22 protein-coding genes are annotated in these 21,692 nt (G+C 37.4%); 11 read left to right on the forward strand and 11 right to left on the reverse strand.

Going from position 1 to position 21,692, the window contains the following annotated elements; all coding sequences use genetic code 11:
- The first annotated feature begins 142 nt into the window (after positions 1–142).
- Both AN34_RS03445 and AN34_RS03450 read left to right on the forward strand, forming a co-directional pair.
- Positions 143–1,177 (forward strand): LacI family DNA-binding transcriptional regulator, encoded by a 1,035-nt coding sequence (locus AN34_RS03445; RefSeq protein ID WP_029282322.1) that lies wholly within the window; start codon positions 143–145, stop codon positions 1,175–1,177.
- 123 nt (positions 1,178–1,300) lie between these two features.
- A complete protein-coding gene (locus AN34_RS03450) occupies positions 1,301–2,485 on the forward strand; it encodes a class I SAM-dependent rRNA methyltransferase (RefSeq protein WP_029282324.1) in 1,185 nt (394 codons plus the stop codon).
- Between the two features lie 120 nt (positions 2,486–2,605).
- On the opposite strand, the gene AN34_RS03455 is transcribed toward AN34_RS03450, so the two are convergent.
- A complete protein-coding gene (locus AN34_RS03455) occupies positions 2,606–2,950 on the reverse strand; it encodes a hypothetical protein (protein ID WP_029282326.1) in 345 nt (114 codons plus the stop codon).
- A 104-nt stretch (positions 2,951–3,054) separates the two neighbouring features.
- Between AN34_RS03455 and AN34_RS03460 the strand changes: the two genes are divergently transcribed.
- The 3 genes from AN34_RS03460 to AN34_RS03470 are packed head-to-tail and all read left to right on the forward strand — an operon-like array spanning position 3,055 to position 5,833.
- On the forward strand, positions 3,055–4,080 hold the full coding sequence (locus AN34_RS03460) for a Gfo/Idh/MocA family oxidoreductase (protein ID WP_029282327.1): 1,026 nt from the start codon (positions 3,055–3,057) through the stop codon (positions 4,078–4,080).
- 59 nt (positions 4,081–4,139) lie between these two features.
- Positions 4,140–4,910, forward strand: a complete 771-nt coding sequence (locus tag AN34_RS03465) for a zinc-dependent peptidase (protein WP_029282328.1) — start codon at positions 4,140–4,142, stop codon at positions 4,908–4,910.
- Between the two features lie 8 nt (positions 4,911–4,918).
- Positions 4,919–5,833: a DUF6263 family protein gene (locus tag AN34_RS03470; protein ID WP_029282330.1), complete on the forward strand. Its 915-nt coding sequence runs from the start codon at positions 4,919–4,921 to the stop codon at positions 5,831–5,833.
- Positions 5,834–6,012: 179 nt separating this feature from the next.
- Here the strand turns inward: AN34_RS03470 and AN34_RS03475 are convergent, their stop codons facing one another.
- From AN34_RS03475 to AN34_RS03490, 4 genes are read right to left on the reverse strand one after another with little or no spacing between them, the layout of a single operon-like run.
- Complete coding sequence (locus AN34_RS03475) at positions 6,013–6,873, reverse strand: hypothetical protein (protein ID WP_029282332.1); 861 nt, start codon at positions 6,871–6,873, stop codon at positions 6,013–6,015.
- Positions 6,874–6,877: 4 nt separating this feature from the next.
- Entirely contained in the window at positions 6,878–7,252 is a 375-nt protein-coding gene (locus tag AN34_RS03480; protein ID WP_029282335.1) for a GntR family transcriptional regulator, read from the reverse strand.
- 17 nt (positions 7,253–7,269) lie between these two features.
- Complete coding sequence (locus tag AN34_RS03485; protein ID WP_029282337.1) at positions 7,270–8,079, reverse strand: hypothetical protein; 810 nt, start codon at positions 8,077–8,079, stop codon at positions 7,270–7,272.
- Positions 8,080–8,085: 6 nt separating this feature from the next.
- The gene (locus tag AN34_RS03490; protein ID WP_029282339.1) at positions 8,086–8,913 is read right to left on the reverse strand and encodes an ATP-binding cassette domain-containing protein; all 828 of its coding nucleotides are present in this window, start codon (positions 8,911–8,913) and stop codon (positions 8,086–8,088) included.
- A gap of 263 nt (positions 8,914–9,176) precedes the next feature.
- On the opposite strand from AN34_RS03490, the gene AN34_RS03495 reads away from it, so the two are divergent.
- Positions 9,177–10,166 carry an aldo/keto reductase gene (locus AN34_RS03495; protein WP_029282341.1) on the forward strand — a complete coding sequence of 330 codons (990 nt, stop codon included), beginning with the start codon at positions 9,177–9,179 and terminating at the stop codon, positions 10,164–10,166.
- A gap of 64 nt (positions 10,167–10,230) precedes the next feature.
- Positions 10,231–11,313: an NADPH dehydrogenase NamA gene (gene namA / locus AN34_RS03500; RefSeq protein ID WP_029282343.1), complete on the forward strand. Its 1,083-nt coding sequence runs from the start codon at positions 10,231–10,233 to the stop codon at positions 11,311–11,313.
- A 178-nt stretch (positions 11,314–11,491) separates the two neighbouring features.
- Here namA and AN34_RS03505 read toward each other — a convergent pair whose 3' ends face one another.
- Positions 11,492–13,810, reverse strand: a complete 2,319-nt coding sequence (locus AN34_RS03505) for a TonB-dependent receptor (RefSeq protein ID WP_029282345.1) — start codon at positions 13,808–13,810, stop codon at positions 11,492–11,494.
- A 163-nt stretch (positions 13,811–13,973) separates the two neighbouring features.
- The gene (locus AN34_RS03510) at positions 13,974–14,306 is read right to left on the reverse strand and encodes a hypothetical protein (RefSeq protein ID WP_029282347.1); all 333 of its coding nucleotides are present in this window, start codon (positions 14,304–14,306) and stop codon (positions 13,974–13,976) included.
- Positions 14,307–14,398: 92 nt separating this feature from the next.
- Here AN34_RS03510 and AN34_RS03515 point away from each other — a divergent pair, with 92 nt between their 5' ends.
- From AN34_RS03515 to AN34_RS03530, 4 genes are all read left to right on the forward strand, one after another.
- The gene (locus tag AN34_RS03515) at positions 14,399–14,983 is read left to right on the forward strand and encodes a TlpA disulfide reductase family protein (RefSeq protein WP_029282349.1); all 585 of its coding nucleotides are present in this window, start codon (positions 14,399–14,401) and stop codon (positions 14,981–14,983) included.
- Positions 14,984–15,084: 101 nt separating this feature from the next.
- Entirely contained in the window at positions 15,085–15,591 is a 507-nt protein-coding gene (locus AN34_RS03520; protein WP_231625473.1) for a GNAT family N-acetyltransferase, read from the forward strand.
- Positions 15,591–16,073 (forward strand): MarR family winged helix-turn-helix transcriptional regulator, encoded by a 483-nt coding sequence (locus tag AN34_RS03525; RefSeq protein WP_029282353.1) that lies wholly within the window; start codon positions 15,591–15,593, stop codon positions 16,071–16,073. Before AN34_RS03520 ends, AN34_RS03525 begins: the two co-directional genes overlap by 1 nt.
- A gap of 71 nt (positions 16,074–16,144) precedes the next feature.
- A complete protein-coding gene (locus tag AN34_RS03530) occupies positions 16,145–17,203 on the forward strand; it encodes a nucleoid-associated protein (RefSeq protein ID WP_029282356.1) in 1,059 nt (352 codons plus the stop codon).
- Between the two features lie 203 nt (positions 17,204–17,406).
- Here the strand turns inward: AN34_RS03530 and AN34_RS03535 are convergent, their stop codons facing one another.
- The 4 genes from AN34_RS03535 to AN34_RS03550 are packed head-to-tail and all read right to left on the reverse strand — an operon-like array spanning position 17,407 to position 21,692.
- Entirely contained in the window at positions 17,407–18,753 is a 1,347-nt protein-coding gene (locus tag AN34_RS03535; protein WP_029282358.1) for a DUF58 domain-containing protein, read from the reverse strand.
- A 59-nt stretch (positions 18,754–18,812) separates the two neighbouring features.
- Positions 18,813–19,790 (reverse strand): MoxR family ATPase, encoded by a 978-nt coding sequence (locus tag AN34_RS03540; RefSeq protein WP_029282360.1) that lies wholly within the window; start codon positions 19,788–19,790, stop codon positions 18,813–18,815.
- On the reverse strand, positions 19,771–20,961 hold the full coding sequence (locus AN34_RS03545) for a DUF4350 domain-containing protein (protein WP_029282362.1): 1,191 nt from the start codon (positions 20,959–20,961) through the stop codon (positions 19,771–19,773). The genes AN34_RS03540 and AN34_RS03545 overlap by 20 nt, the downstream gene beginning before the upstream one ends.
- The gene (locus AN34_RS03550; protein WP_051666184.1) at positions 20,958–21,692 is read right to left on the reverse strand and encodes a DUF4129 domain-containing protein; all 735 of its coding nucleotides are present in this window, start codon (positions 21,690–21,692) and stop codon (positions 20,958–20,960) included. Before AN34_RS03550 ends, AN34_RS03545 begins: the two co-directional genes overlap by 4 nt.

Genomic DNA, 21,692 nt, shown 5'->3' on the forward strand with positions numbered 1-21,692 from the left:
TTACAAACTTAAAATGGATTGAAATCAGATTTAACAAAAAAAGTGTGCAATCGTTCCCAAAAACGTTTATGTGACGTTTATTAATTGCGGTTTCAAAGTCCCGAACAGAGATATTTTTTGTAACTTGTACGCATCACGAAAAATGAGATTTGAAACTTCTACCATAAAAGATATTGCCAAGGCTTTAGGATTATCTACTTCTACGGTATCCAGGGCCTTGAGAGATCGTTACGAAATTAGCGAGGAAACTAAAAAACTGGTTTTAGCCTATGCCGAAAAGGTTAATTACCGTGCAAATCCAATTGCCCGTAGTTTAAAAGAGCGTAGAAGTTATTCCATCGGGATTATTGTAAGCGAAATTGCCAATAACTTTTTCTCGCAGGTGATTAATGGGATTGAATCAATTGCATACGATAGAGAATACCATGTGATTATTTCGCAAAGCCATGAATCTTATAAACAGGAAAAACTGAATGTAGAGCACCTGGCATCACGTTCCATTGATGGTTTACTGATCGCACTTTCTTCTGAAACACAGGATATTGAATATTTACGCAGTTTATATGCCAAAGGCTTACCAATCGTATTTTTTGATCGTGTTCCTGAAAATTTTGAAACACATAAAGTCATTGCGAACAATTTTAAAGGTGCATTTGATGCTACAGAGCACCTGATTTTATCAGGGAAAAGAACCATAGCGCATTTAACAAACTCCGAAAATCTTTCCATCACCAAAGAAAGGCTAAAAGGATATCAGGCTGCACTGGCTAAATATAATATTGAATTTAAAACAGAACTGGTGAAATATTGCCAGCACGGCGGCATGCATAGCATTGAATTGGAAGAGGCCGTGAAAGAACTTTTGCCCCTTAATCCGGATGGTATTTTTATTTCCAGCGACCGCCTGACTACGGGTTGTATTATGGCGATGAAAAAAACCAATCCAGGAGTGGCGCATAAAATTGCAATTGCAGGATTTACCAATTCCAATTTGGTTGAACTCTTTTCTCCTTCACTAACGTCTGTAAAACAGCCTGCATTCGAAATGGGCCAGGTGGCAACAGAATTGCTGATCTCTATGATCGAGGCCAAAAGACCGGTTACTGAATTTGAAGTGAGGGTTTTAGATACCGAGTTGGTTAAAATGCAAAAGACTTTAGGAAACAGGTTTTTGTAGATGACTGGGCTGCTAAAGCATCGGGTTATTTTTTAAATAACGCTTAATGCTATTCACCCACGGCCTATCGCTAAACGCCATACGCTATTCGCCTAACTCCAAACTAATACTTACCTTTGCCGAATGGTAGAAATCGTATTAAAAAAGGGAAAAGAAAAAGCGGCATTGCAAAGACATCCATGGGTATTTTCCGGAGCATTGGAGAAAGTTAAAGGTAAACCCGAAGATGGTGATGTAGTTAAAGTTTTCGCCTTTGATAATGAATTTCTGGCTTACGGTTATTACAACAGCAACTCTCGTGTGGCTGTTCGTTTATTGGAGTGGGATGAAACCCAAACCATTGATCAAAACTGGTATGAGAACAGATTAACCCAAGCCATTGCCTCCCGTCAGTTTATCTTGAATGAAGAAACCAATACCTGCCGTTTGGTATTTAGTGAGGCTGATTTTCTACCGGGCTTAATTGTGGATCAATACGCTAACTTCCTCTCTTTACAAATTTTAAGTTCTGGCATCGAAAAGGTGAAAACGATCATTGTCGACATTTTAAGATCTGCGCTGCAACCGAAAGGAATTTTCGATAAAAGTGATGCAACCGCCAGAACACATGAAGGTTTGCCAATTGAAAATGGATTGCTTTGGGGCGAAAATCCACCAGAATTACTGGAGGTAAAAGAAAATGGAATTACCTACAACATCAATATTGCCGAAGGCCAGAAATCTGGTTTTTATTGCGACCAGCGTGATAACCGAAGTATTTTAGCCAGTTATACCAAAGGTAAAAAAGTGTTGGATTGTTTCAGCTACAGTGGCGGCTTCAGCTTAAATAGCTTAGCAAATGGTGCTGCAAGCATTACCAGTGTAGATAGTTCTGGTTTAGCGGTAGAAACATTGAAACAGAATGTAGCCTTAAATCATTTTGATTCGGCAAAGGTTAATGCCATTCAATCTGATGTAAATAAACAGTTGCGTATTTTTAAGGACGCTGGTGAGAAGTTTGATGTGATTGTACTTGATCCACCAAAATATGCACCATCTCGCTCTGCTTTAGATCGTGCTGCAAGGGCTTATAAAGATTTAAATCGTTTGGGCATGTTGCTTTTAGAAAAGGGTGGATTACTCGCTACTTTTTCTTGCTCGGGTGCCGTTGATATTGAAACCTTTAAACAAATTATTGCTTGGGCTGCGCTTGATGCAGGAAAGGAAGTGCAGATCATTAAACAATTCTGCCAACCTGAAGATCATCCGGTAAGGATTTCTTTCCCAGAAGGGGAGTATTTAAAGGGATTGTTACTGAGGGTGCTTTAATAAAAACAATCTATTAAGTCAACTTGCGAAATTCTTCAACGCTCAGGCTTTTGAAATTTCGTAAGTTAATTTTTCACCATCCAGATCTGCGTAATCTCTGTAATCTGCGGGAAATAATTCTTAAGAATAAATATCTTCAAAATAACTCACCACCAAAGATTTCATCAGCATTTCTTGTTCCAGCATGGTATAGGGCGGTATGGTCTTGATTAATTTCCAGTGTGGCCAGCCATCCTGATCTAAACCTTCCAATTCATAAAAACCCATTTCACTAAGTAAACGGCAGGTGGCAATATGCATCAGTTCTTCCTTTTGCCTTTTACTATATTTTTTAGGCCCTTTGCCCAGTTCCTGTACACCGATCAGGAAAAGCATCACTTTCAGATCAGGAAAATCAGAATCAAACTCCTTCGCAATTTTCTCCTGTAATATTTTCCATTTAGCATTAATCTCCGACGGTTTCATGTTTGCAAAGATAGTGTAAAAAGGTTCATACGCAGGTTGAAAAGGTTGTCAGTTTAGCGCAAAACTTTAATCCAGAATCGTACTTTTACGTACAATCACTAGTTATGAGTACAAATTTGAATAAAAAAATAACAGCAGGTTTATTGGCCTATGGCATGTCTGGAAAGGTTTTTCATGCTCCATTTTTAAACGCACACGATGGATTTAAATTGAAAGCCGTGGTGGAGAGAAGCAAGAAAAATGCCGTGAAAGATTATCCCAATATCTTAAGTTACAGCAGTATTGATGAGCTTTTGAATGATGAGGAAATAGAACTGGTTGTTATCAATACACCAAATAATCTTCATTACGAACACTCGAAAGCGGCACTTCAAAAGGGGAAACATATTTTAGTTGAAAAGCCATTTACGGCAACTTCTTCACAGGCGAAAGAACTATTCAAACTGGCAGATCAAGTAGGAAAGCAGATCTTTTTTTACCAAAATCGCCGTTGGGACAGTGATTTCACATCCATTAAAAAAGTGCTGGCCAGTGGTAAACTGGGTAAGCTGAATGAAATGCATTTGCGTTATGACCGTTATAGAAATGTAATCGGACCAAAAGCTTTTAAAGAACAAGCGATTGAGGCCAGCGGATTGCTTTATGATTTGGGCCCACATCTGCTTGATCAGGTCATTAGCATTTTTGGTAAACCAGAAAGCTTTCACAAAACGCTGGGTAAAAACAGAAAAGATACTGTGGTTGATGATTTTTTTACCATACAGCTTAATTACAAGGATAGCGTTCATGTATTCGTTACTTCTAGTATGTTGGTGGTGAATCCACAAGCGGCATTTGTGCTACATGGTGTAAATGGCAGTTTCATTAAAGAAAGAGCTGATATACAGGAAGAACAATTGCTGGCCGGACAAAAACTAACTGATGCTGGTTATGGTATTGAGCCTGAGGGAAAACAGGGTTTACTCACTACGATCGATGAAAATGGTGATAAAACTGAAGAAATTATTCCGTCAGAAGTTGGAAGCTACCTGCCGTTATTTGATGCCGTTTATCAGGCAATTGTTTCTAACGAAATTTATCCAGTAAGCCGAGAGCAAGTACTCATCCAACTGGAAATATTGGAAAGTTAAACAGGACAGGCAAAATTATTTAAAATCTAACCAATGGCTTAGTGCCAAAAAATACCCGTATGAATTCTTTACCCTTTGCCTATTTAATCCCCATTTTTTTAATTGCACTTTATTTTATTTTGCGCAAAAAGAAACCAGCTATTGAGCCATTAACAGATACAGACCGAAAGATTCTGGATGATTATGTTGGGTATTACCATAACCTGGATTCGACTGATAAACTTAAGTTTGAGCAAAAGGTGGCAGAATTTTTTAGTACGGTTAAAATTGAAGGAATTGGATTAGACATGACTACCTTGGATGAATTGCTAATTGCTTCCAGTGCCGTTATTCCCATCTTTGGGTTTACAGACTGGCAATATAAAAACCTGAGCAGCGTGTTGTTGTATCCGGATACCTTTAACAAAGATTTTCAGTTTGAAGGTGGCGAAAGAAATATTGCAGGGATGGTTGGAACGGGTTATATGAACGGACAAATGATTTTATCTCGTTCTGCACTTCGTCATGGTTTTTCAAAAAGTGCCGGAAAAGAAAATACAGCTATTCATGAGTTTGTGCATCTTTTAGATAAATCTGATGGTGCTACTGATGGTGTTCCGGAAAATCTGATGGCGCATGAATATACCTTGCCCTGGATTAAAATGATGCATGAGGAAATGGAAAGAATTGAAGATAATAAATCAGATATTAATCCATATGCCATTACAAACGAAGCAGAATTTTTTGCAGTGGTTTCAGAATATTTTTTCGAAAAAACCGAGCTGTTAAAAGAAAAGCACCCGGATTTATACCACGCATTGAGCAGAATTTTTGCTCAACAACCAGTTTAACTGATCAGATGAAGGTTTTAAAAATATATCCTGTTCTTGCATTTATTTTTTTAAGCCTCACTGCAGGTGCACAGAAAAAATACGTATTGAAACAGAACTTCCCTATTGGGAAGAAATATGATTTTACGTTAATTTCTGATCAGGTCATTAATCAAAAAATGGCCGGGCACAGCATTAACCTGAGTCAGAATATCGGTACAGAATACCTCTTCGATATCCGAAATGGCGAAGGGCAGGAGAAAAATATCGAAGTGACTTATAAGCGTATCTTCATGAAATCTAAAGGAATGGGCAACCAGATGGAAATGGATTCTGAAGATGCTGACACGATTAAGGAAAATTCATTTCGTGGATTAAAGGATGCGACGTTTAATATGGTGATGTTGCCGAATGGTACACTAAAATCTGTAACTGGCGTGGAGCAGATGGTGAGTACTATGGTGGAAAGGATGAAGGCAGATTCTTTAATGAAGATTAATATAAAAGCCAGTTTAAGTCAGCAGTTTAATGCTGAAGGTATGAAGCACACTCTGGAATCTTCTCTTAAAATTTATCCGGATCAGGCTGTTAAAGTAGGGGACAGTTGGACAGTGGACACCAAAATGCAACTGACTATGCCTGTAGAAACCATTACGAAATATACGCTAACGGCGGTGAAGGATGATATTGCATTTTTAAAAATCAATGGAACACTACTTTCAAAAGGCAGTTTTCAAAGCATGGGCAATAAAATCGATACTGATTTAACCGGAACCAATGTTGGGGATGCGGAGCTTGATATTACCACCGGACTAATTCTTAAAAGTCACTTGCGGATGGAATTGACGGGTAAGATGCAAACAGGTGGTCAGAATATTGATTTTGAATTGCAGGGAATTAATAAAATTGTGGGTAAAGAACAAGTAAACCCTATAGGTTTTTAAAATCTATAGGGTTTAGCCTTCGAAATTTTGCAAGTTAGACCAACCGACTTACGAAGTTTTAGTAGGATTGGGGTTTGGAAAACCTCGTCAGTCTAATCGCAACAGATTTCTTCACGCTAACGCTAAACGATAATCTTCAGGCAATTACGGATTTGTATTTGAGTTGTTACTAACAATTTTTATTTTAACGGGCGCTTCATATAAAACTGTTTTATGTATCTGGCTGGCGCATCAATCTTCGTTGAATCTGAAAAATTTCCCATTGCATCAATAACCTTAATTTTATCAACAGCAATAGTTGAACTACCTTTATCAGTAATGAATAAACTATCGATTTGGTACTTATTCCCGTCGACTTCATCCCCTGAAATGTTAATATCAGATTTTCCGGATAATATAAGTGCGAGTGATTTGTATGAAGATGAAGTGCTTCTAAATTCAATATCCTTCATGTTGAGCTTCAATTCATCCACTTCATTATGGCTTAGAGAGAAGTTATTTACCTGTTGGCCGCTTACATTTAATTGTGAAATCTTAGTTTTTTGACCAAATGAGACACTGGATACATTTTTTAAATCAAGGTTTAGCTGTTTGGCTTTTGCATTAAGATCCAATTGCATTGCATCGGCAACAGTCAGCTGATTAAATTTTGGTGCAAAAATGATGAGATTTAAAATATACTTATCATCATCCTGATCTGCTTTTCTGGAAATATGTAATCTTCCAGTAGCATCAACAATGGCATGATAATGTTGGTCAACATCCTCAGAAATTTTATATCCATATGTTGGATTTTCTACCAATGTTATATTCAAAATGGCCTTGTCTGAACCAGTGATATTTATTTGATTAAAAGCCTGATCGATTTTATGTAATACGAATGCGGGTGTTTTAGCGTCAAACTGTTCTAAGCCTTGATTATTTTTAACGGCTTCACTAATTGGGATGTAGTTTGTTTTGACGTAGACCGCAATCCCTACGATAGGAACAATAATCAGCATTGCTGCAAGAGCAATTAATAATTTATTACTTGTTTTCATATTTCTAGGCGTTAAAATTCTCTTTAATAAAATTTTCGTATTTACGTTGGAGCTCATCAAAACTGATGTTTAATAAGTAAATATTTCTGAATAAAACCGGAAGTTCATCCGCTATAAAATGCGTTTTTCTAAAATCCTTTACCTGATCTACAGCCTTTTCAGCAACGAAAAAACCTATCCCCCTTTTATTGCTAATAATGTTTTTGGTTTGAAGTAAATCGTATGTACGCATAATGGTGTTCGGGTTTACTTCCAATTCAACTGCCATTTCCCTTACTGAGGGTATCTTTTCTTCGGCCTTCCATTTTTCCAGCAAAATATGTTCACATACATAATCTGCAATCTGTAGGTATATTGCCTTGTTATCTCTAAATTCCATATCTATACCTGTTTATATTAAGCTTCTTTTTCTTTGAGGCGAATGTAGGTGATGAACCATAAAGCCACGGTAATGGTGGCGCTCACCAAAAATATCCAGAGGAGCACATTTTTTTCATTAAAATGAATATTAATCCGGGTCATATTCCTGGTAAGCAAATCACAGGTTTTATAAATAAGGTAACCAACTGCGTAGGTAAAAATGATCACAGAAACGGCCGTTTTAATGTAATGAAAACGGTTAAAATAAATAGAACCTAAAAGAAAAATGCTCGTAATTAAGAATGGAAATGCAAAGAAAGCGCTGCAATATTTTAGGTATTTTTTATCGCTAATCACCTGATCAAACAAGCCATCTACTGCTTTTATCGGCGTTTTAAGAGTTTCAGCTGATTTAAATGTATTCAGGTTTGCGTTGAGGTATTTAACAAATCCCAAATCAATCAAGTAGAAAACCAGTAAATAGCCTAGCACCGTTACTATGACGGTATAAAAAATGCTGACCATAAATTTTTCAAAGGTCGAAGCCGGAATCATAAGTTCGTGTATCGTTCTTGATTTTTGACCTAAATTTGTAAAATAGGTACTGGAGGTGATACTGATAAAAAGAAAACCCAAAATCAGAAACAGGCCATATCTGAAACGCATGTCTAAATTGCCTTCGTGATCAAAAATATTATGATCAGTAGAAGAGGGGGTAAAATAAGAATAGAAGGCAAAGATAATTCCAGCTAATACAATCACTGTCCCCAGATAAATTTTACCAAAATCCATCCACTGCCTTTTTACCAGTAATCCGAACCGGTTTAAGTTGAATAAGTTACTCATGAGTGCTTAATTAAAATAAGGTTTAAATTTTGTTTTTTCGGTAAGGATGGCATTAAACAAGAGTTCCAAATCCAGTTTGCTTTCTTCTTGATGATAGTTAGGCATCACAGCATAATATCCGGAAAGCGATGGCTCAGCATAAATAATAGAGTCGTCCACTGCCTTAACTTTCTTGAAGGTTAGCTTTTCAGTGATTTCATCTACAGATGCTTGCAAAGCAATGTCGTTTTCATCAAGCATGATTACGCTATCAATTAAGTTATCTAAATCTCTTACCTGATGCGTGGAAATAATAATGCAGCATTCATCTGTTAAAGCCGAAGCCATTATTTTCCTGAACTGCGCTTTTGAAGGAATATCCAGGCCATTGGTTGGTTCATCCATAATGATCAGTTTAGCTTGTGTGGCCAATGCAAAAGCAATGATTACTTTTTTCTTTTGTCCATAACTCATGTTAATCAGCTTCTGACTCACCGGGATATCAAATTCCTGAATCAGATTTGTAAAATAATCGTGATTAAATTTTTTATAAAAAGGAGCATTAGCACTAACATAAGCATCAATTTTTACAGCAGGCAAATAGAACTCTTCCGGAATAAAGCAAATTTGCTCCAGCATGGCGGGTAGCCTTTTAGTCGGATCGAAACCAAACACATCTAGCGTGCCTTGCTGTGCATAAACCAAACCTGCAAGATTTTTAAGTAAACTGGATTTGCCAGATCCATTCTTTCCAAGTAAGCCGTAAATACGGCCTGCATTTAACTGGAAACTGATGTTTTTGAATAATGGCTGGTTCTTGCCATATCCAAAGTGAAGATTGTTAACTTTTATCATATCTACTGTATTAGTTAAATAGTACACTAATGTATGATTGATTTTTGATATCTCCAAATCTTTTATTTTTTCACCCTCAAATTTTATAACATGTTTGTAAAATGTGGGCTAACACCCTTTTATGTTAAAACATGATCGGGGTGGAGATTGTATCTTTATGTGTAGTCTGATCAATAATTTATACTAAAGAAAGCTTTTTATTAATCAGAGGTTTTGAACTATTATAGAACAGTTACGCAATTAATAAATGAAAAAATACGATAATGGAATATAGAAAAATAGGAAATTCAGACTTAGAACTTTCAGTAATTACCTTTGGTGCATGGGCTGCAGGTGGCTGGATGTGGGGAAGTACAGACCGGAATGATGCGATAAATGCCATTAAGGCCTCTTATGATTTAGGCGTAACATCTATTGATACTGCTCCAATTTATGGTCAGGGAGATAGTGAACAGATTGTTGGCGATGCCATTAAGGACATCTCCAGAGACAAGCTTCAGATTGTAACTAAATTTGGCATGCGCTGGGATTTAGCTAAAGGCGATTTTGGTTTTAAAAGTAAGAACAACGATGGTAAAGACATCGATATTTATAAATACGCTGGTAAAGAAAGTGTAATTTATGAATGCGAACAATCGTTAAAACGCTTGGGGACTGATTATATTGATTTGTACCAGATCCACTGGCCAGATATTACCACACCCATTAGCGAGACTTTTGAAGCAGTAAGCAGACTTATTGAGCAAGGAAAGGTACGTTATGCCGGTGTTTGCAATTATAATGCAGCACAGTTGGCAGAGGCCGATCAAACTTTAGAAATTATATCCAACCAGATTCCATTTAGCATGATTAACCGTGGGGTAGAAGATGAAACGGTTCCTTACTGCATTGAAAAGAACAAATCTGTTTTGGCTTATAGTCCGATGGAACGTGGTTTGCTTACCGGAAAGATCACACCTGATTATCAGTTTGAAGAAGGCGACCACCGGAAAGATGTTAAATTTTTTACACCTGAGAATATTGAAAAGACAAACGCCTTTTTAGCTAAAATTAAGCCTTTGGCCGATGAAAAAAATGCTTCGCTTTCTCAGTTGGTTTTAAGGTGGACGGTAGAACGCCCTGGGATAACCATTGCATTGGTAGGTGCCAGAAATGCTAAACAATCCGTTCAAAATGCGGAAGCCATCAATGTAAAGTTGTCTGCTGATGAAATTGAGATGATCAATACAGAATTGAAGAACGCTGGTTTTTAACTTAATCAACGCAAAGAATTGAAGCAAAAATTTACAGTTCTTTGCGGCAAAATGTAACTTAGTTATGTCAAAATTATTTTCTCCTTTAACTTTAAAGGATGTAACCTTAAAAAATAGAATTGTTATTTCCCCTATGTGCCAGTATTCGGCGGTGGATGGTTTTGCCAACGATTGGCATTTGGTGCACTTGGGAAGTCGTGCGGTAGGTGGTGCAGGTTTGATTATTCAGGAAGCCTCGGCTGTAACACCTGAAGGCAGAATTACACATGCTGATTTAGGAATCTGGAAAGATGATCATGTAGAAAAACTAAAACAAATTGTTTCTTTCATTCATGAAAATGGTGCAATTGCCGGGATTCAACTGGCACATGCCGGCCGGAAAGCAAGCTGCGATTTGCCATGGAACGGTGGAGAACAACTTGCTGAAGGAGAAAACAGCTGGAAAACAGTAGGACCTTCTCCCATTCCTTTTAAACCTGACCAACAGACTATACCGCATGAATTGAGCATTCCTGAAATACAGGAAATTGTTTTTGCCTTTCGTGCTGCGGCAAAACGTGCACTTGATGCAGGCTACAAAGTTGTTGAAATTCATGCAGCACATGGTTACCTGTTGCATCAGTTTTTGAGTCCGTTAAGTAATCAGCGGACAGATGTATATGGTGGAAGTTTTGAAAACCGGATTCGTTTGGTTATTGATGTGGTAGAAGCAGTGCAATCTGTATGGCCGGATAATCTGCCTTTATTTGTTCGTATTTCTGCAACAGACTGGACCGAAAATGGTTGGGATGAGAATGACTCTGTTCAGTTATCTGCCGTTCTTAAAGATCGGGGTGTAGATTTAATCGATACCTCTTCTGGTGGCAATGTACCAGATGCTGTAATTCCTGCCGGACCAAATTATCAGGTGCCCTATGCTGATGAAATCAGAAAGAAAATCGGTATTTACACCGGTGCTGTGGGTGTAATTGTAGATGCCAATCAGGCAGAAGAAATTTTACAGGAAGGCAAAGCTGATTTAATTTTCATTGCCAGAGAATCGCTTCGTGATGCTTATTTTCCAACCCATGCTGCCCAGATTCTGGGTGATGATGTGGAATGGCCAAATCAATACGTGCGGGCCAAAAGAGAAACTTTTAAAAAGTAAGTTTCACCTAAATCAAAAAATCGTCATTACCAGGTGGCTTTTTCAACCGCCGAAGCAATCTCACTTGCTGAATAGATTGCTCTGTGCCTCACAATAACGAGCGTACATAAAAAAAATAAAGCCGCAAACTCACCGAATTTAATCTGTGAATCTGCGGCTTTTTTAATCCTTAAATGATTTATTTTACTAGCGTAAATGGTACATACAAACCGAAAGTGATATTTCTTCCTGTATTGTAAACACCTAAACTTGGATTTTCAGAACTCAAACGTCCTGGTTTATACCTGCTTAAAGCATCATAATATTTCTGATCCAGCAGGTTATTAGCTGATACAGAAAGCTTAACCGGTTGGTTCCCTAATTTAAAGGTTGCACCAATACCTGCATTTAACAAAGTATAGCCACTGGTTGGTGTTTCAAAAGTGTCATCCACACGATTTTGTTTAAAGGCAGAGTTGATCCCAACAAAAAGATAAGCATCATTAGTGCCTTTGAATTTAGGCTCAAAACGAAGTTCATTTCTCAATGTTCCGGCAGGGATAAAAGCCAAAGGCCTGTCTAAAGTGTTATTATGTGCATGAACATAGCCAAAAGTATTTTCAAAGTGAATAAAAGGAACCGGGTGAATGGTTAAGCTAGCTTCTGCACCATATAAATTGGCATTTACCTGGCCATAACGATAAACAGGATATTCTCTTCCTTCAGCCATGGTGGTTTCACCATTATTAGAAGCATAAATAAAATTGTGAATATAGTTGTTGTAAACGCTGGCACTTGCACTAATAATTTTGCCCTCATACTCCAGGGCGGCATCTACCTGATAACTGCGTTCTGGGCTCAGGTTTGGATTTCCAATTTCGTAACGGAAGGTTCCTTCATGCACGCCATTAGAGGCCAGTTCTGCTGGGTTTGGCGCACGGAATGCAGAACCTGCATTGGCTTTGAAATTTAATTCATCGTTAAACTGATGGGTAAAACCTAAAGCACCACTCACATTCGAGAATTTATTCTGGAATGCGGCAAATTGCTGTTCTCCATCTACAAATAACTCTTTGCCATTGTTTTTACGGTAATCATAACGGGCACCAATGCTAAACGTGTTGGTTTCCCAGTTCTTCTTCGCATACGCAAATACGCCTAAACCATAAGTGTTATAATCAGGAATTAAAAACTCATCATCTGCTTTATTCTGGCTATGTCCGGCATCAGCACTTAAACCAAAAACAGGCTGCCATCCATTGGTTTCGTGGATATAGTATTTTAAATCAGCATTGTAAGTTTTCAGGTCGAAAAATAAAGAAGGACTTGGTCCGTCTTCCAATTCGCGACGTTGATTTTGTTGATAACCAAAATCTGCCTTTAAATTACCATTACCAAGAATAAAGTTGTTGTTCAGCGCAATTTTAAAATGCCTGATGTCCTGACGGGGATAATCTAAGCTGCGGCTCTTGAAATCTGAATTTAAGAACGGATCTCCATTTTCTTTTACGAAGTTTCCATTGGCATCCAGGGTAGGATCATAAAAACCAATGTTATTGTGGAAATTAGAAACGTTTAGATGAGAATATCCCCAGCTTTTATTCAGTCCAACCATACCACTAAAATCAGTTTCATTGTATCCTGAATTGGGAAAGTATCCGGTTGGGGTTTTAAAAGAATATGCATTTTTGTATGTACCACGAGCTCTCCAAACAAAGCCATTTTCATTCCCTGTTAACATCAAAGAATTTGCTGTTAAACCATTGTTGGTAGAATAATTGCTGATCAATTCGCCTTTTACCTGGCCTTCTGGTGCCGTACTTGGTTCTAGTAAATTAATAACACCACCTAATGCGTCTGATCCATACATTAATGAGGCTGCGCCACGCAAAACCTCCACCCGGTCTGATTTAAACTGATCGATTTCAATGCCGTGTTCATCTCCCCATTGCTGGCCTTGTTGTTTAATCCCATCATCTAAAGTAACGATGCGGTTATAACCTAAACCCCTGATCACTGGTTTTGAAATGGATGGTCCGGTAGTAATTTGTGATACACCGGGGATTCTTGTTAAGGCATCAATCAGGTTAGTAGAAGGGGCCAGCAATTGCTCTTTATCCATTACTGCAGATGATGCACTGTTTCTTTTACTGGTACTGCTAATGATACTGCCCGTAATTACAATCTCTTTGGTTTCTATTGCTGTAGGTTGCAAAGCGAAAGTTAAATTAGATGGTGCGGCAAAGTTTACTACTTGGGTAGCTGTTTTGTAACCTATAAAATGAACTTCTACTAAATAACTTCCTTTTGCAGGCAGGTTATTTAAGGTAAATTCTCCTTCTGTATTGGTAACTGCAGTTACTTTTAAATCGGGGATATAAATGGTTGCACCAGGTAGCGGCTGGTTGCTGCTGGCATCCGTTACTTTTCCGGTAATGTCCTTTAAAGTGGCAGCGAAAACTGTACTGCTGAATATGGTATATAGAATCACTAAGCCGATAAGCTGTAATTTTTTCATTGTTTTGTTTTTAATAAAATATCATGAATAGCCACTGAAATATTTAATCAGGGTTAATTCAAAACGACTTTAATTCGTGAAAAATAGAAATAACGGGTTCAAAGCCTAAAAAGCTTTGCTCAGGTATTAAATAGAAATGTAGGTGTAAATACCTTTCAGGAAGTTAAGCCGAAGGAGGGCCGCGTAAGCAGGTGCCGAGTAATTGGGTGTAGGAACTTTTTAGTACAGGCTCTTTTCTGCTAAAAATGGTTGCTGAAAGAAAAATGCGGTAAACCTGATGGATCTGTACATAATCCTTTTCAAAACTTGCATTACAAATTAAACAAGTATCGCCATGTGCCTGAACATGGGTAAGGTGATGGCAGTTAACTTCTTTCTTAGGGATTGGAATTTCCTGGTGATGATGTAAAACACTCCAGGGCGTTAAGGCAATAGCAAAAGTAAACAGCATAAATGCTGAGAAATACTTTCTAATATTTTGCTGATGCTTTTTCAATGGCTCAAAAGTAATAAATTATTGATCAAAACAATATATTTGGAAAGTAACATTGTATTTAAGGATTTATTGTGCTAATATTTGACTGATTTATGAATTTATACCTCAAATGGATTAAAAAAAACCTGGTCAATATTGGAATTTTGACCTTATTCCTGGTACTTCTTTTTGTTCCTGATGCAAAGGCTTTATTAATCAGGGGATTAATGACAATTGGTTTTTATAAGCCAACTGTAGAAAATACAATTTTGCCTGCTACTAATCTTGAAGGTATTCAATTCAAAGACATCAGCGGGAAAACCATTGATCTGGGGGATTTAAAAGATAAAGTCATATTTATAAATTTTTGGGCAACCTGGTGCCCGCCATGTCGTGCGGAAATGCCCTCACTCCATAAATTGTATGCCCAGTTTAAAAATGATAAAAACGTGGTTTTTATTTTTGTAGATGCGGATGATGACCTTAAAAAATCATCTAAATTTATGGCAGATCGTCAGTATGAACTACCATTATATGCCTTTGCCAGTGAAATCCCGAAGCAGATTTTTGAAAGTGCCTTGCCCACGACCGTGATCTTTGATCGGCAAGGCAGATTATCTTTCAGGCATGAAGGAATTGCCAATTACAATGATCAAAAGTTTGTTGATTTCATAAATAAATTAAAGAACACAAAATAGCCTTATCACCATGAATTGTGCGCTATCAGGAATTTTGATACTGAGCAATATTTTTTTATAATATATGTAGTTAGCTACATATATTTGCGTTTTAATACTTGATGATGCAAAACGATTTTAAAATTGAAAGATTGGATAATCACTTCTGTGAAGCAATTATTGGGTTAATTCTACCTATTCAACAAATAGAATTTAAGGTAAATATTGATTTAGCTGGGCAACCTGACCTGTTGGATATTGAAAAACATTATGATGGTTCTGGCGGTGCTTTTTGGGGTGCTAAATGCAATGGCGAACTGGTTGGTACCATAGCCCTAATTGCTGCACCAGCACATCATTCAGGTACCATCAGGAAAATGTTTGTTAAAAAAGAATTTCGTGGAAGAGCATTAGGGATAGCACAAGCTTTATTGAAAACCCTTTTAACCTATTGTGAGGATAATAATTTGAATGATATATATTTAGGCACAAAGGATATACTACAAGCAGCCTGTCGCTTTTACGAACGTAACGGATTTAAACAAATAGCGATGGATCAATTACCTGTTCAATTCCCCCGGATGGCTGTTGACAATGTTTTTTATAGTGTGAATTTAAAATCTGTTTAATGGAACAAAATGTAATTGATGCTTCGGGTTTATTGGCTATCTCTACGCGCCTGCAACGACTTAGTGATCAGATCCGTAAAGATGGTTTGCTGATTTATAAAGCATTCGGAATTGATTTTCAACCCAAATGGTTCCCGGTGTTATATACTTTGTATAAAAAATCGACCATGAGCGTAGTTTCCCTTTCTGATGAAATAGGTTATGCACACCCTTCAACCATTAGTTTATTAAAGGAATTGGAGAAGGAAAAATTCATCCGGTCTAAAAAAGACAAAGTAGATACCCGTAAACGTTTGGTTGAGCTTACAGAAAAGGGAACTACACTTCTGTCTACAATGGAGCCAGTTTGGGAGGTGATTATTAAAGCTACAGCAGAAATTACCAACACAGAAAATAATTTAATGAAAGCCATAAACGAAGTGGAATCAAGTCTGAAAGAAAAAAGTTTTCTACAAAGGGCAGAAGTTTATATCAAAAAATAATTTGAATTTGGAATGGAAGAATGATAGGGTGACGGAGAAGGTTAACCAATCATTTTATTACTTTTGTGGCCATGATTTCATTTTTCGAAGCTTCGCTTAAACAACTTTCCATTCACCATACCGGAAATAAACTGGTTGAAGAATATTACAAATTATCTGATGCCCCGCTCCATATCGATGATGAGGTTTTGAGTAACTTGTTAATGCAATACTTTCTTAAACCATTTGAAAAAGTAAATGAGGTTTATCATTTTTTTCATCCTAATGATAACTTAAACCTAAATGAAGTTTATCACTTTGCACACGAAATTTTTGAGAATACCGAACTTTTTCATGAAGATTCTCAGCAACTGGCTAAATATTTATATGATGTAGCCAATCACCCAAAAATAAAATCGGGGGAATTGTACGTTGCCTACTTTGAGAAAGTGCAGATTGAGGGCGAACAATTGGATGTACTGGGAATTTTTAAATCAGAAACTAAAGACACCTACCTCAAAGTTTTTCCGAAAGATGATGGCTTCAATATGAGCTATGAACAAGATGCCATTAGCATTAATAAACTGGATAAAGGTTGCTTAATTTTCAATACCGAAAAAGAGTTAGGCTATAAAGTGGTAGTTCTGGATCAATCCAAAAGTAGCAATGAATCTGCTGTATATTGGAAAGATGAGTTTTTAAAGTTGAAGATTAGAAACGATAGTTATAACCAAACCAATAATGTTTTGGGGGTTTATAAAAACTTTGTCACGCAGAAACTGGATGATGATTATGAAATCAGCAAAGCAGATAAAATAGATTTACTAAACCGCTCGATGAAATATTTCAAAGAAAAGGAAACTTTTGATATCGAGGAATTTGGAAACGAAGTGATTGGGAATGCGGAAGGAATTGAATCTTTTAAAAATTATAAAAAGAATTACGAAGAAGAATTTGAATCTCCCATTGCGGATAATTTCGAGATTGCAGAATCAGCGGTGAAGAAACAAGCAAGGGCCTATAAAAGTGTACTTAAACTGGATAAAAACTTCCATATTTATATCCATGGCAATAAAGATATGATCGAAAAAGGTTACGATGATGATAAGTCGATGAACTTTTATAAGGTGTATTTTAGAGAAGAAGAGTAGTTTGGAGTCTTTAGTCGGGAGTCATTAGTTCGGAGTCTTGGGCAGAGATGAGTTGGTGTTGAGAGTTAAGGAGTTTGGAGTTTTGGGTGTGAATAGACTAATGACTATAGACTTTAGACTAAGGATTCATTTGTGCAGAAGATTGTTTTTTCTATTCCCTCTAACCTACTCCTTAAACTTTCTAACCCAATAACCTCTTCCAACTAAATCCGCTGTTGTGCTTTGAGCGCCAGATACTGATTAATCACGTTTACCGTCAGTTTTTGCGGAGCTGTTAGTACCGAAAGTATCCCATGTTTACTCAGTTCTTTCACCATTAACTTTTTCTCGTAGATAAATTTTTCTGCAATGGTTTGATGGTAAATGCCCTCTATGTCTTTTGCTGGTTCGGTACTTAGTGCTTTTAATTCGGTGTTTTCAAAGAAAACCACCAAAAGTAAATGGTATTTAGCCATTCTTTTTAAATAGGGGAGTTGCCTGTGTAAGGCAGATAAACTTTCAAAATTGGTGAAAAATACCAGTAGTCCACGCTGTTTTACTACGGTCCTCACTGAACTGTACAAAAGTTCGAGATTGCTTTCCAGGTATCGGGTTTTCTCCTTATACAAAACATTCATGATGGTACCTAACTGAGAAGATTTGCGGTCGGCAGGAACGATGGCACCAATTGTTTCGGATATGGTAATTAACCCTGCTTTATCTTCTTTGAGCATGGCCACTTTAGATAGTGCCACACTCGCGTTGATGGCATAATCCAGTAAGCTTAAACCTTCGAAGGGCATCCGCATGACACGTGATTTATCAATTATGCAATAAATATTCTGCGCACGTTCATCGGTATAGGTGTTCACCATTAATGCACCTTTACGGGCAGTAGCTTTCCAGTTAATGGTGCGAATATCATCTCCACCTACGTAATTTTTAATCTGATCAAACTCACTGCTTTGGCCAACTTTTCTGATTTTTTTGATGCCAAATTCTGTAAGGTAGCGAGACACCGCCATTAATTCATATTTACCCAAATTAATAAAGGATGGATAAACAGGCAATATTTTTGCGCCATCAAAGTTATACCGTCGATTGATTAAACCGAGTGGTGATGAAATGAAAATCCTGATAAAGCCAAAATCATATTCCCCACGTTTGGTAGGCCGTAGGTTATAATGAATGGATTTAATATCTCCCGGTTGCAGGCTTAGCTTAAAATTTTTATCCCTCAACTGAAACTGAAAGGGAATTTCATCTATTACACGAAGATTTATTTTAAAGCCATACTTGTTTTTAACCTCAATCTGAACGGGATTTTCATCACCATTGCTTAAACGTTTTGACGTGATCCTTTTCGCCTCAACCCCTTCCTTATTTCGATACTGAATAAACACATCGATAAACCATAATATCAACAGCACGCCTAATGCCACCTCCGGAATTTCGCCCAGCCAGGAGAAAAAGAACTTCAGCAAGAAAAGTATAATGCAAAATCCCAGAGCAGCAAACAGGCGGTCTGTCAGATAAAGATTTGTATAATATTGCTGAAAGAATTTTTTCAAAATGTGTTTTATTGTATGGATTGTTTAACGCTTTATAAGATGCATCACTGCCAACTGAACTATCTTGGTACTTCTATTTTTTTAATAATCTGATGAACGATATCGCTGGTTGTTAAACCTTCCATTTCCTTTTCAGGTGATAGCAAAATCCGGTGTGCCAGTACGGGTACGGCCACTGCGATGATATCATCCGGTGTTACAAAATCACGATTCTGGATGGCGGCCAAAGCTTTAGAACTGTGTACAATAGCCAGAGATGCTCTTGGCGATGCACCCAAATATAGTGACGGATTGTTCCGGGTTTCATTCACGATTTTAGCAATGAATTCTAGTAATTTGGGTTCTACAAATAAGCTGCGGATAATGGATCTGGCCTCTTGAATTTGTTGAACAGACAACACTGGTTTGACATCTGCCGCCAGGCTTTTGTTTACCAGCGTGTGTTGCGCAATTAAAATAGCAGTTTCTTCTTCCAGAGACGGATATTTAATTTCAATTTTAAATAAAAAGCGATCTAACTGTGCTTCAGGTAAACGGTAAGTTCCTTCCTGTTCAATGGGGTTTTGGGTAGCGAGCACCATAAAAGGTTCGTCCATCAGGTAAGTTTCGCCATCAATAGTCACCTGGCGCTCTTCCATTACCTCAAACAAAGCCGATTGTGTTTTTGCCGGGGCCCGGTTGATCTCATCCACAAGAATGATATTTCCAAAAATTGGCCCCTTTCTAAATTCAAAATCACCAGTTTTGGTATTAAAGATAGGCGTACCTAAAACATCAGATGGCATTAAATCAGGCGTAAATTGTACCCTTGAAAATTGTGCATCAATAGATTTGGCCAGTAGCTTTGCGCTTAATGTTTTGGCTACTCCTGGCACACCTTCAATCAGGATATGCCCATCAGCCAGTAAGCCAACAATCAGAAAGTCGATCACTTGTTTCTGTCCGACGATGATATTTCCCAGCACATTTCTGATTTGATCTACTGCTGCGTTTAGTACGCTTAAATCCGTGCGTGGGTTAAATTGTTCCTGCTCCATTGCGTTGCGTATTTTTATAAAACTGTTCTATGCTTTCGTTTAAATTAATGAGTTCATGGTCGCTTAAATTCGCCATGGTAGGTATATTCATCATATACCGGGTTAAAGTTATGGCTAATGGTTCATTAATGCCAGTTTTCTCCCTGATCAAGTTGGCGAAATTCGCGTCTATTTCATTCGTTTTGATATAATACCTCGAACGTAAATATTCCAGAAAGTAATTCATTTTCTTCATGGCAATATCCTGGTTGTTCCGTTCGTGGTAGTAAACACTGCCTACTACGTTTACAAATTCAACTGAAGCATTCGTCATGGGGTCTACAATTGGAATAATGCGCTGTTTGCGTTTAATTTCGAAAAGGACAAAAATAATCAAGCTGAAAATAGTCAGGTAGTAAGCCCACTTCAATTCTGGATGTGCAAAAAATACCCTTAAAACATCAGTGGTTTCCGTTTTCTGCGCAGAGAAATACTCATCCAGAATTACCGTTTTTCTATTTTGAAGATAACTCAATGTTTTTGCACTATACTCTGCGCCATATTTATCCAGCAGCACGAAATTCGTGTAAAAACCAGGCTCTGCAATTAAAAACAGAGATCCCTTACCGAAATTAAAACGAATAAAATTCGGTTGCTGATCAGCATTTATACCTAAAACTACAGTTTGCTTTGAATCAATAGTACCAAAATACTGGGTGCCTATACCACGCTCAAAACCATAACTGGCATCGGTCTTTAAATTAGGGTTGGTGAAATTTAGCGCACTGCCATTTCTGGAGATGGTGCTGGCCGTGTTAAAGTTTAAAAATTTTTCCAGTTTACCAAAGTCATAACTCGCAATAAAGAGATCATTCCCGGCCTGAATATATTTTTTGATCTGTTCGAACTCATATTTTTCGAAATTCACATTTTGTGCAACGATAATATAAGCAGATTGATTGTAGCGGCTATTTTTGAGTGTATTATAAACAGCCAGTTGAGTTTGTTTTACAGTTGCATTGGGTATAATATCCTTTATTCTATGGTGAAGAATATAGGTGCCGTAAGGAATTTTATCAGTAGAAAGATAGGTTGGATCCCAATTGGTGGGTACAGGCTTATTGTATTGGGCCAGTAAATAAGCGAGGATCAATATTAATCCAAGCGCGAAGTAAATTTTAAAGCTCCTCATTTAATCTGGTTATTAAAGTGGTTAAATGATTGCTTTATTGGTTCAAATTTTTGCTCATCTATGGGGAAATCTCCATACCAGATATAATCAAACTGAAGGGTTAGCTGGCTGAAATCATTCTTGAGCTCCGGTTTGCTGATTTCAGTTAAATAATTGTAATTGGTTTTGTCTGGCTGCCATTGAATCAGTTGGGCATCACTCAATTTTTTTAATGCCCTTAAATACAGGAGCCTCACGGCAAGTCTAAATTTACCTTCGCCAATTAAACGCTGTAATTCTTTATCGTAATCAATTTCATGAATGTTTTCGTTTAAAACATCGTATGGTAAAATGGTTTCCAGTGGTTTTTTGCTAAAGATGTTTTTTGCACCAATCATTTTAACAATCAGAAAAGCCAATAAGGCAATCCCCAGCCCGATAAAGAGATATTTTGATACTGAATTAGATGCTGCGCCAACAAATAATTTGCTAATCATTTTCCAGAACCACATCCAGAATCTTTCCCAAAGGGAGAGCTGCCGGCCTTCAATCTGATCATATTGAAATTCCTTTTGTTCTTTATAATCACTGATGGCACGTTTATCAAACTTTGATGGCGTAATCTGGCTGCTATCAGTTCTCATCTCGTGTTTCTCCTGCTTCGGTTTAGCAACCTGAGCCTGGGCTTTGTTGATGACCGGGAGAAAAAAGAGTAAACCGATAAGAAAATATTTGAGCAGAAATTTCGACAT

Source organism: Pedobacter sp. R20-19 (genome assembly GCF_000708265.2).
Lineage (GTDB): Bacteria > Bacteroidota > Bacteroidia > Sphingobacteriales > Sphingobacteriaceae > Pedobacter.

Excerpts from the sequence above, each read along its gene's own strand:
- AN34_RS03525 (WP_029282353.1), top strand. The coding sequence starts at position 15,591 with ATGGAACAAAATGTAATTGATGCTTCGGGTTTATTGGCTATCTCTACG.
- AN34_RS03480 (WP_029282335.1), bottom strand. The coding sequence starts at position 7,252 with ATGGAATTTAGAGATAACAAGGCAATATACCTACAGATTGCAGATTAT.
- AN34_RS03455 (WP_029282326.1), bottom strand. The coding sequence starts at position 2,950 with ATGAAACCGTCGGAGATTAATGCTAAATGGAAAATATTACAGGAGAAA.
- AN34_RS03515 (WP_029282349.1), top strand. The coding sequence starts at position 14,399 with ATGAATTTATACCTCAAATGGATTAAAAAAAACCTGGTCAATATTGGA.
- AN34_RS03460 (WP_029282327.1), top strand. The coding sequence starts at position 3,055 with ATGAGTACAAATTTGAATAAAAAAATAACAGCAGGTTTATTGGCCTAT.
- AN34_RS03445 (WP_029282322.1), top strand. The coding sequence starts at position 143 with ATGAGATTTGAAACTTCTACCATAAAAGATATTGCCAAGGCTTTAGGA.
- AN34_RS03450 (WP_029282324.1), top strand. The coding sequence starts at position 1,301 with ATGGTAGAAATCGTATTAAAAAAGGGAAAAGAAAAAGCGGCATTGCAA.
- AN34_RS03540 (WP_029282360.1), bottom strand. The coding sequence starts at position 19,790 with ATGGAGCAGGAACAATTTAACCCACGCACGGATTTAAGCGTACTAAAC.
- AN34_RS03475 (WP_029282332.1), bottom strand. The coding sequence starts at position 6,873 with ATGAAAACAAGTAATAAATTATTAATTGCTCTTGCAGCAATGCTGATT.
- AN34_RS03470 (WP_029282330.1), top strand. The coding sequence starts at position 4,919 with ATGAAGGTTTTAAAAATATATCCTGTTCTTGCATTTATTTTTTTAAGC.
- AN34_RS03530 (WP_029282356.1), top strand. The coding sequence starts at position 16,145 with ATGATTTCATTTTTCGAAGCTTCGCTTAAACAACTTTCCATTCACCAT.
- AN34_RS03465 (WP_029282328.1), top strand. The coding sequence starts at position 4,140 with ATGAATTCTTTACCCTTTGCCTATTTAATCCCCATTTTTTTAATTGCA.
- AN34_RS03495 (WP_029282341.1), top strand. The coding sequence starts at position 9,177 with ATGGAATATAGAAAAATAGGAAATTCAGACTTAGAACTTTCAGTAATT.
- AN34_RS03485 (WP_029282337.1), bottom strand. The coding sequence starts at position 8,079 with ATGAGTAACTTATTCAACTTAAACCGGTTCGGATTACTGGTAAAAAGG.
- AN34_RS03520 (WP_231625473.1), top strand. The coding sequence starts at position 15,085 with ATGATGCAAAACGATTTTAAAATTGAAAGATTGGATAATCACTTCTGT.
- namA (WP_029282343.1), top strand. The coding sequence starts at position 10,231 with ATGTCAAAATTATTTTCTCCTTTAACTTTAAAGGATGTAACCTTAAAA.
- AN34_RS03490 (WP_029282339.1), bottom strand. The coding sequence starts at position 8,913 with ATGATAAAAGTTAACAATCTTCACTTTGGATATGGCAAGAACCAGCCA.
- AN34_RS03545 (WP_029282362.1), bottom strand. The coding sequence starts at position 20,961 with ATGAGGAGCTTTAAAATTTACTTCGCGCTTGGATTAATATTGATCCTC.
- AN34_RS03550 (WP_051666184.1), bottom strand. The coding sequence starts at position 21,692 with ATGTCGAAATTTCTGCTCAAATATTTTCTTATCGGTTTACTCTTTTTT.
- AN34_RS03505 (WP_029282345.1), bottom strand. The coding sequence starts at position 13,810 with ATGAAAAAATTACAGCTTATCGGCTTAGTGATTCTATATACCATATTC.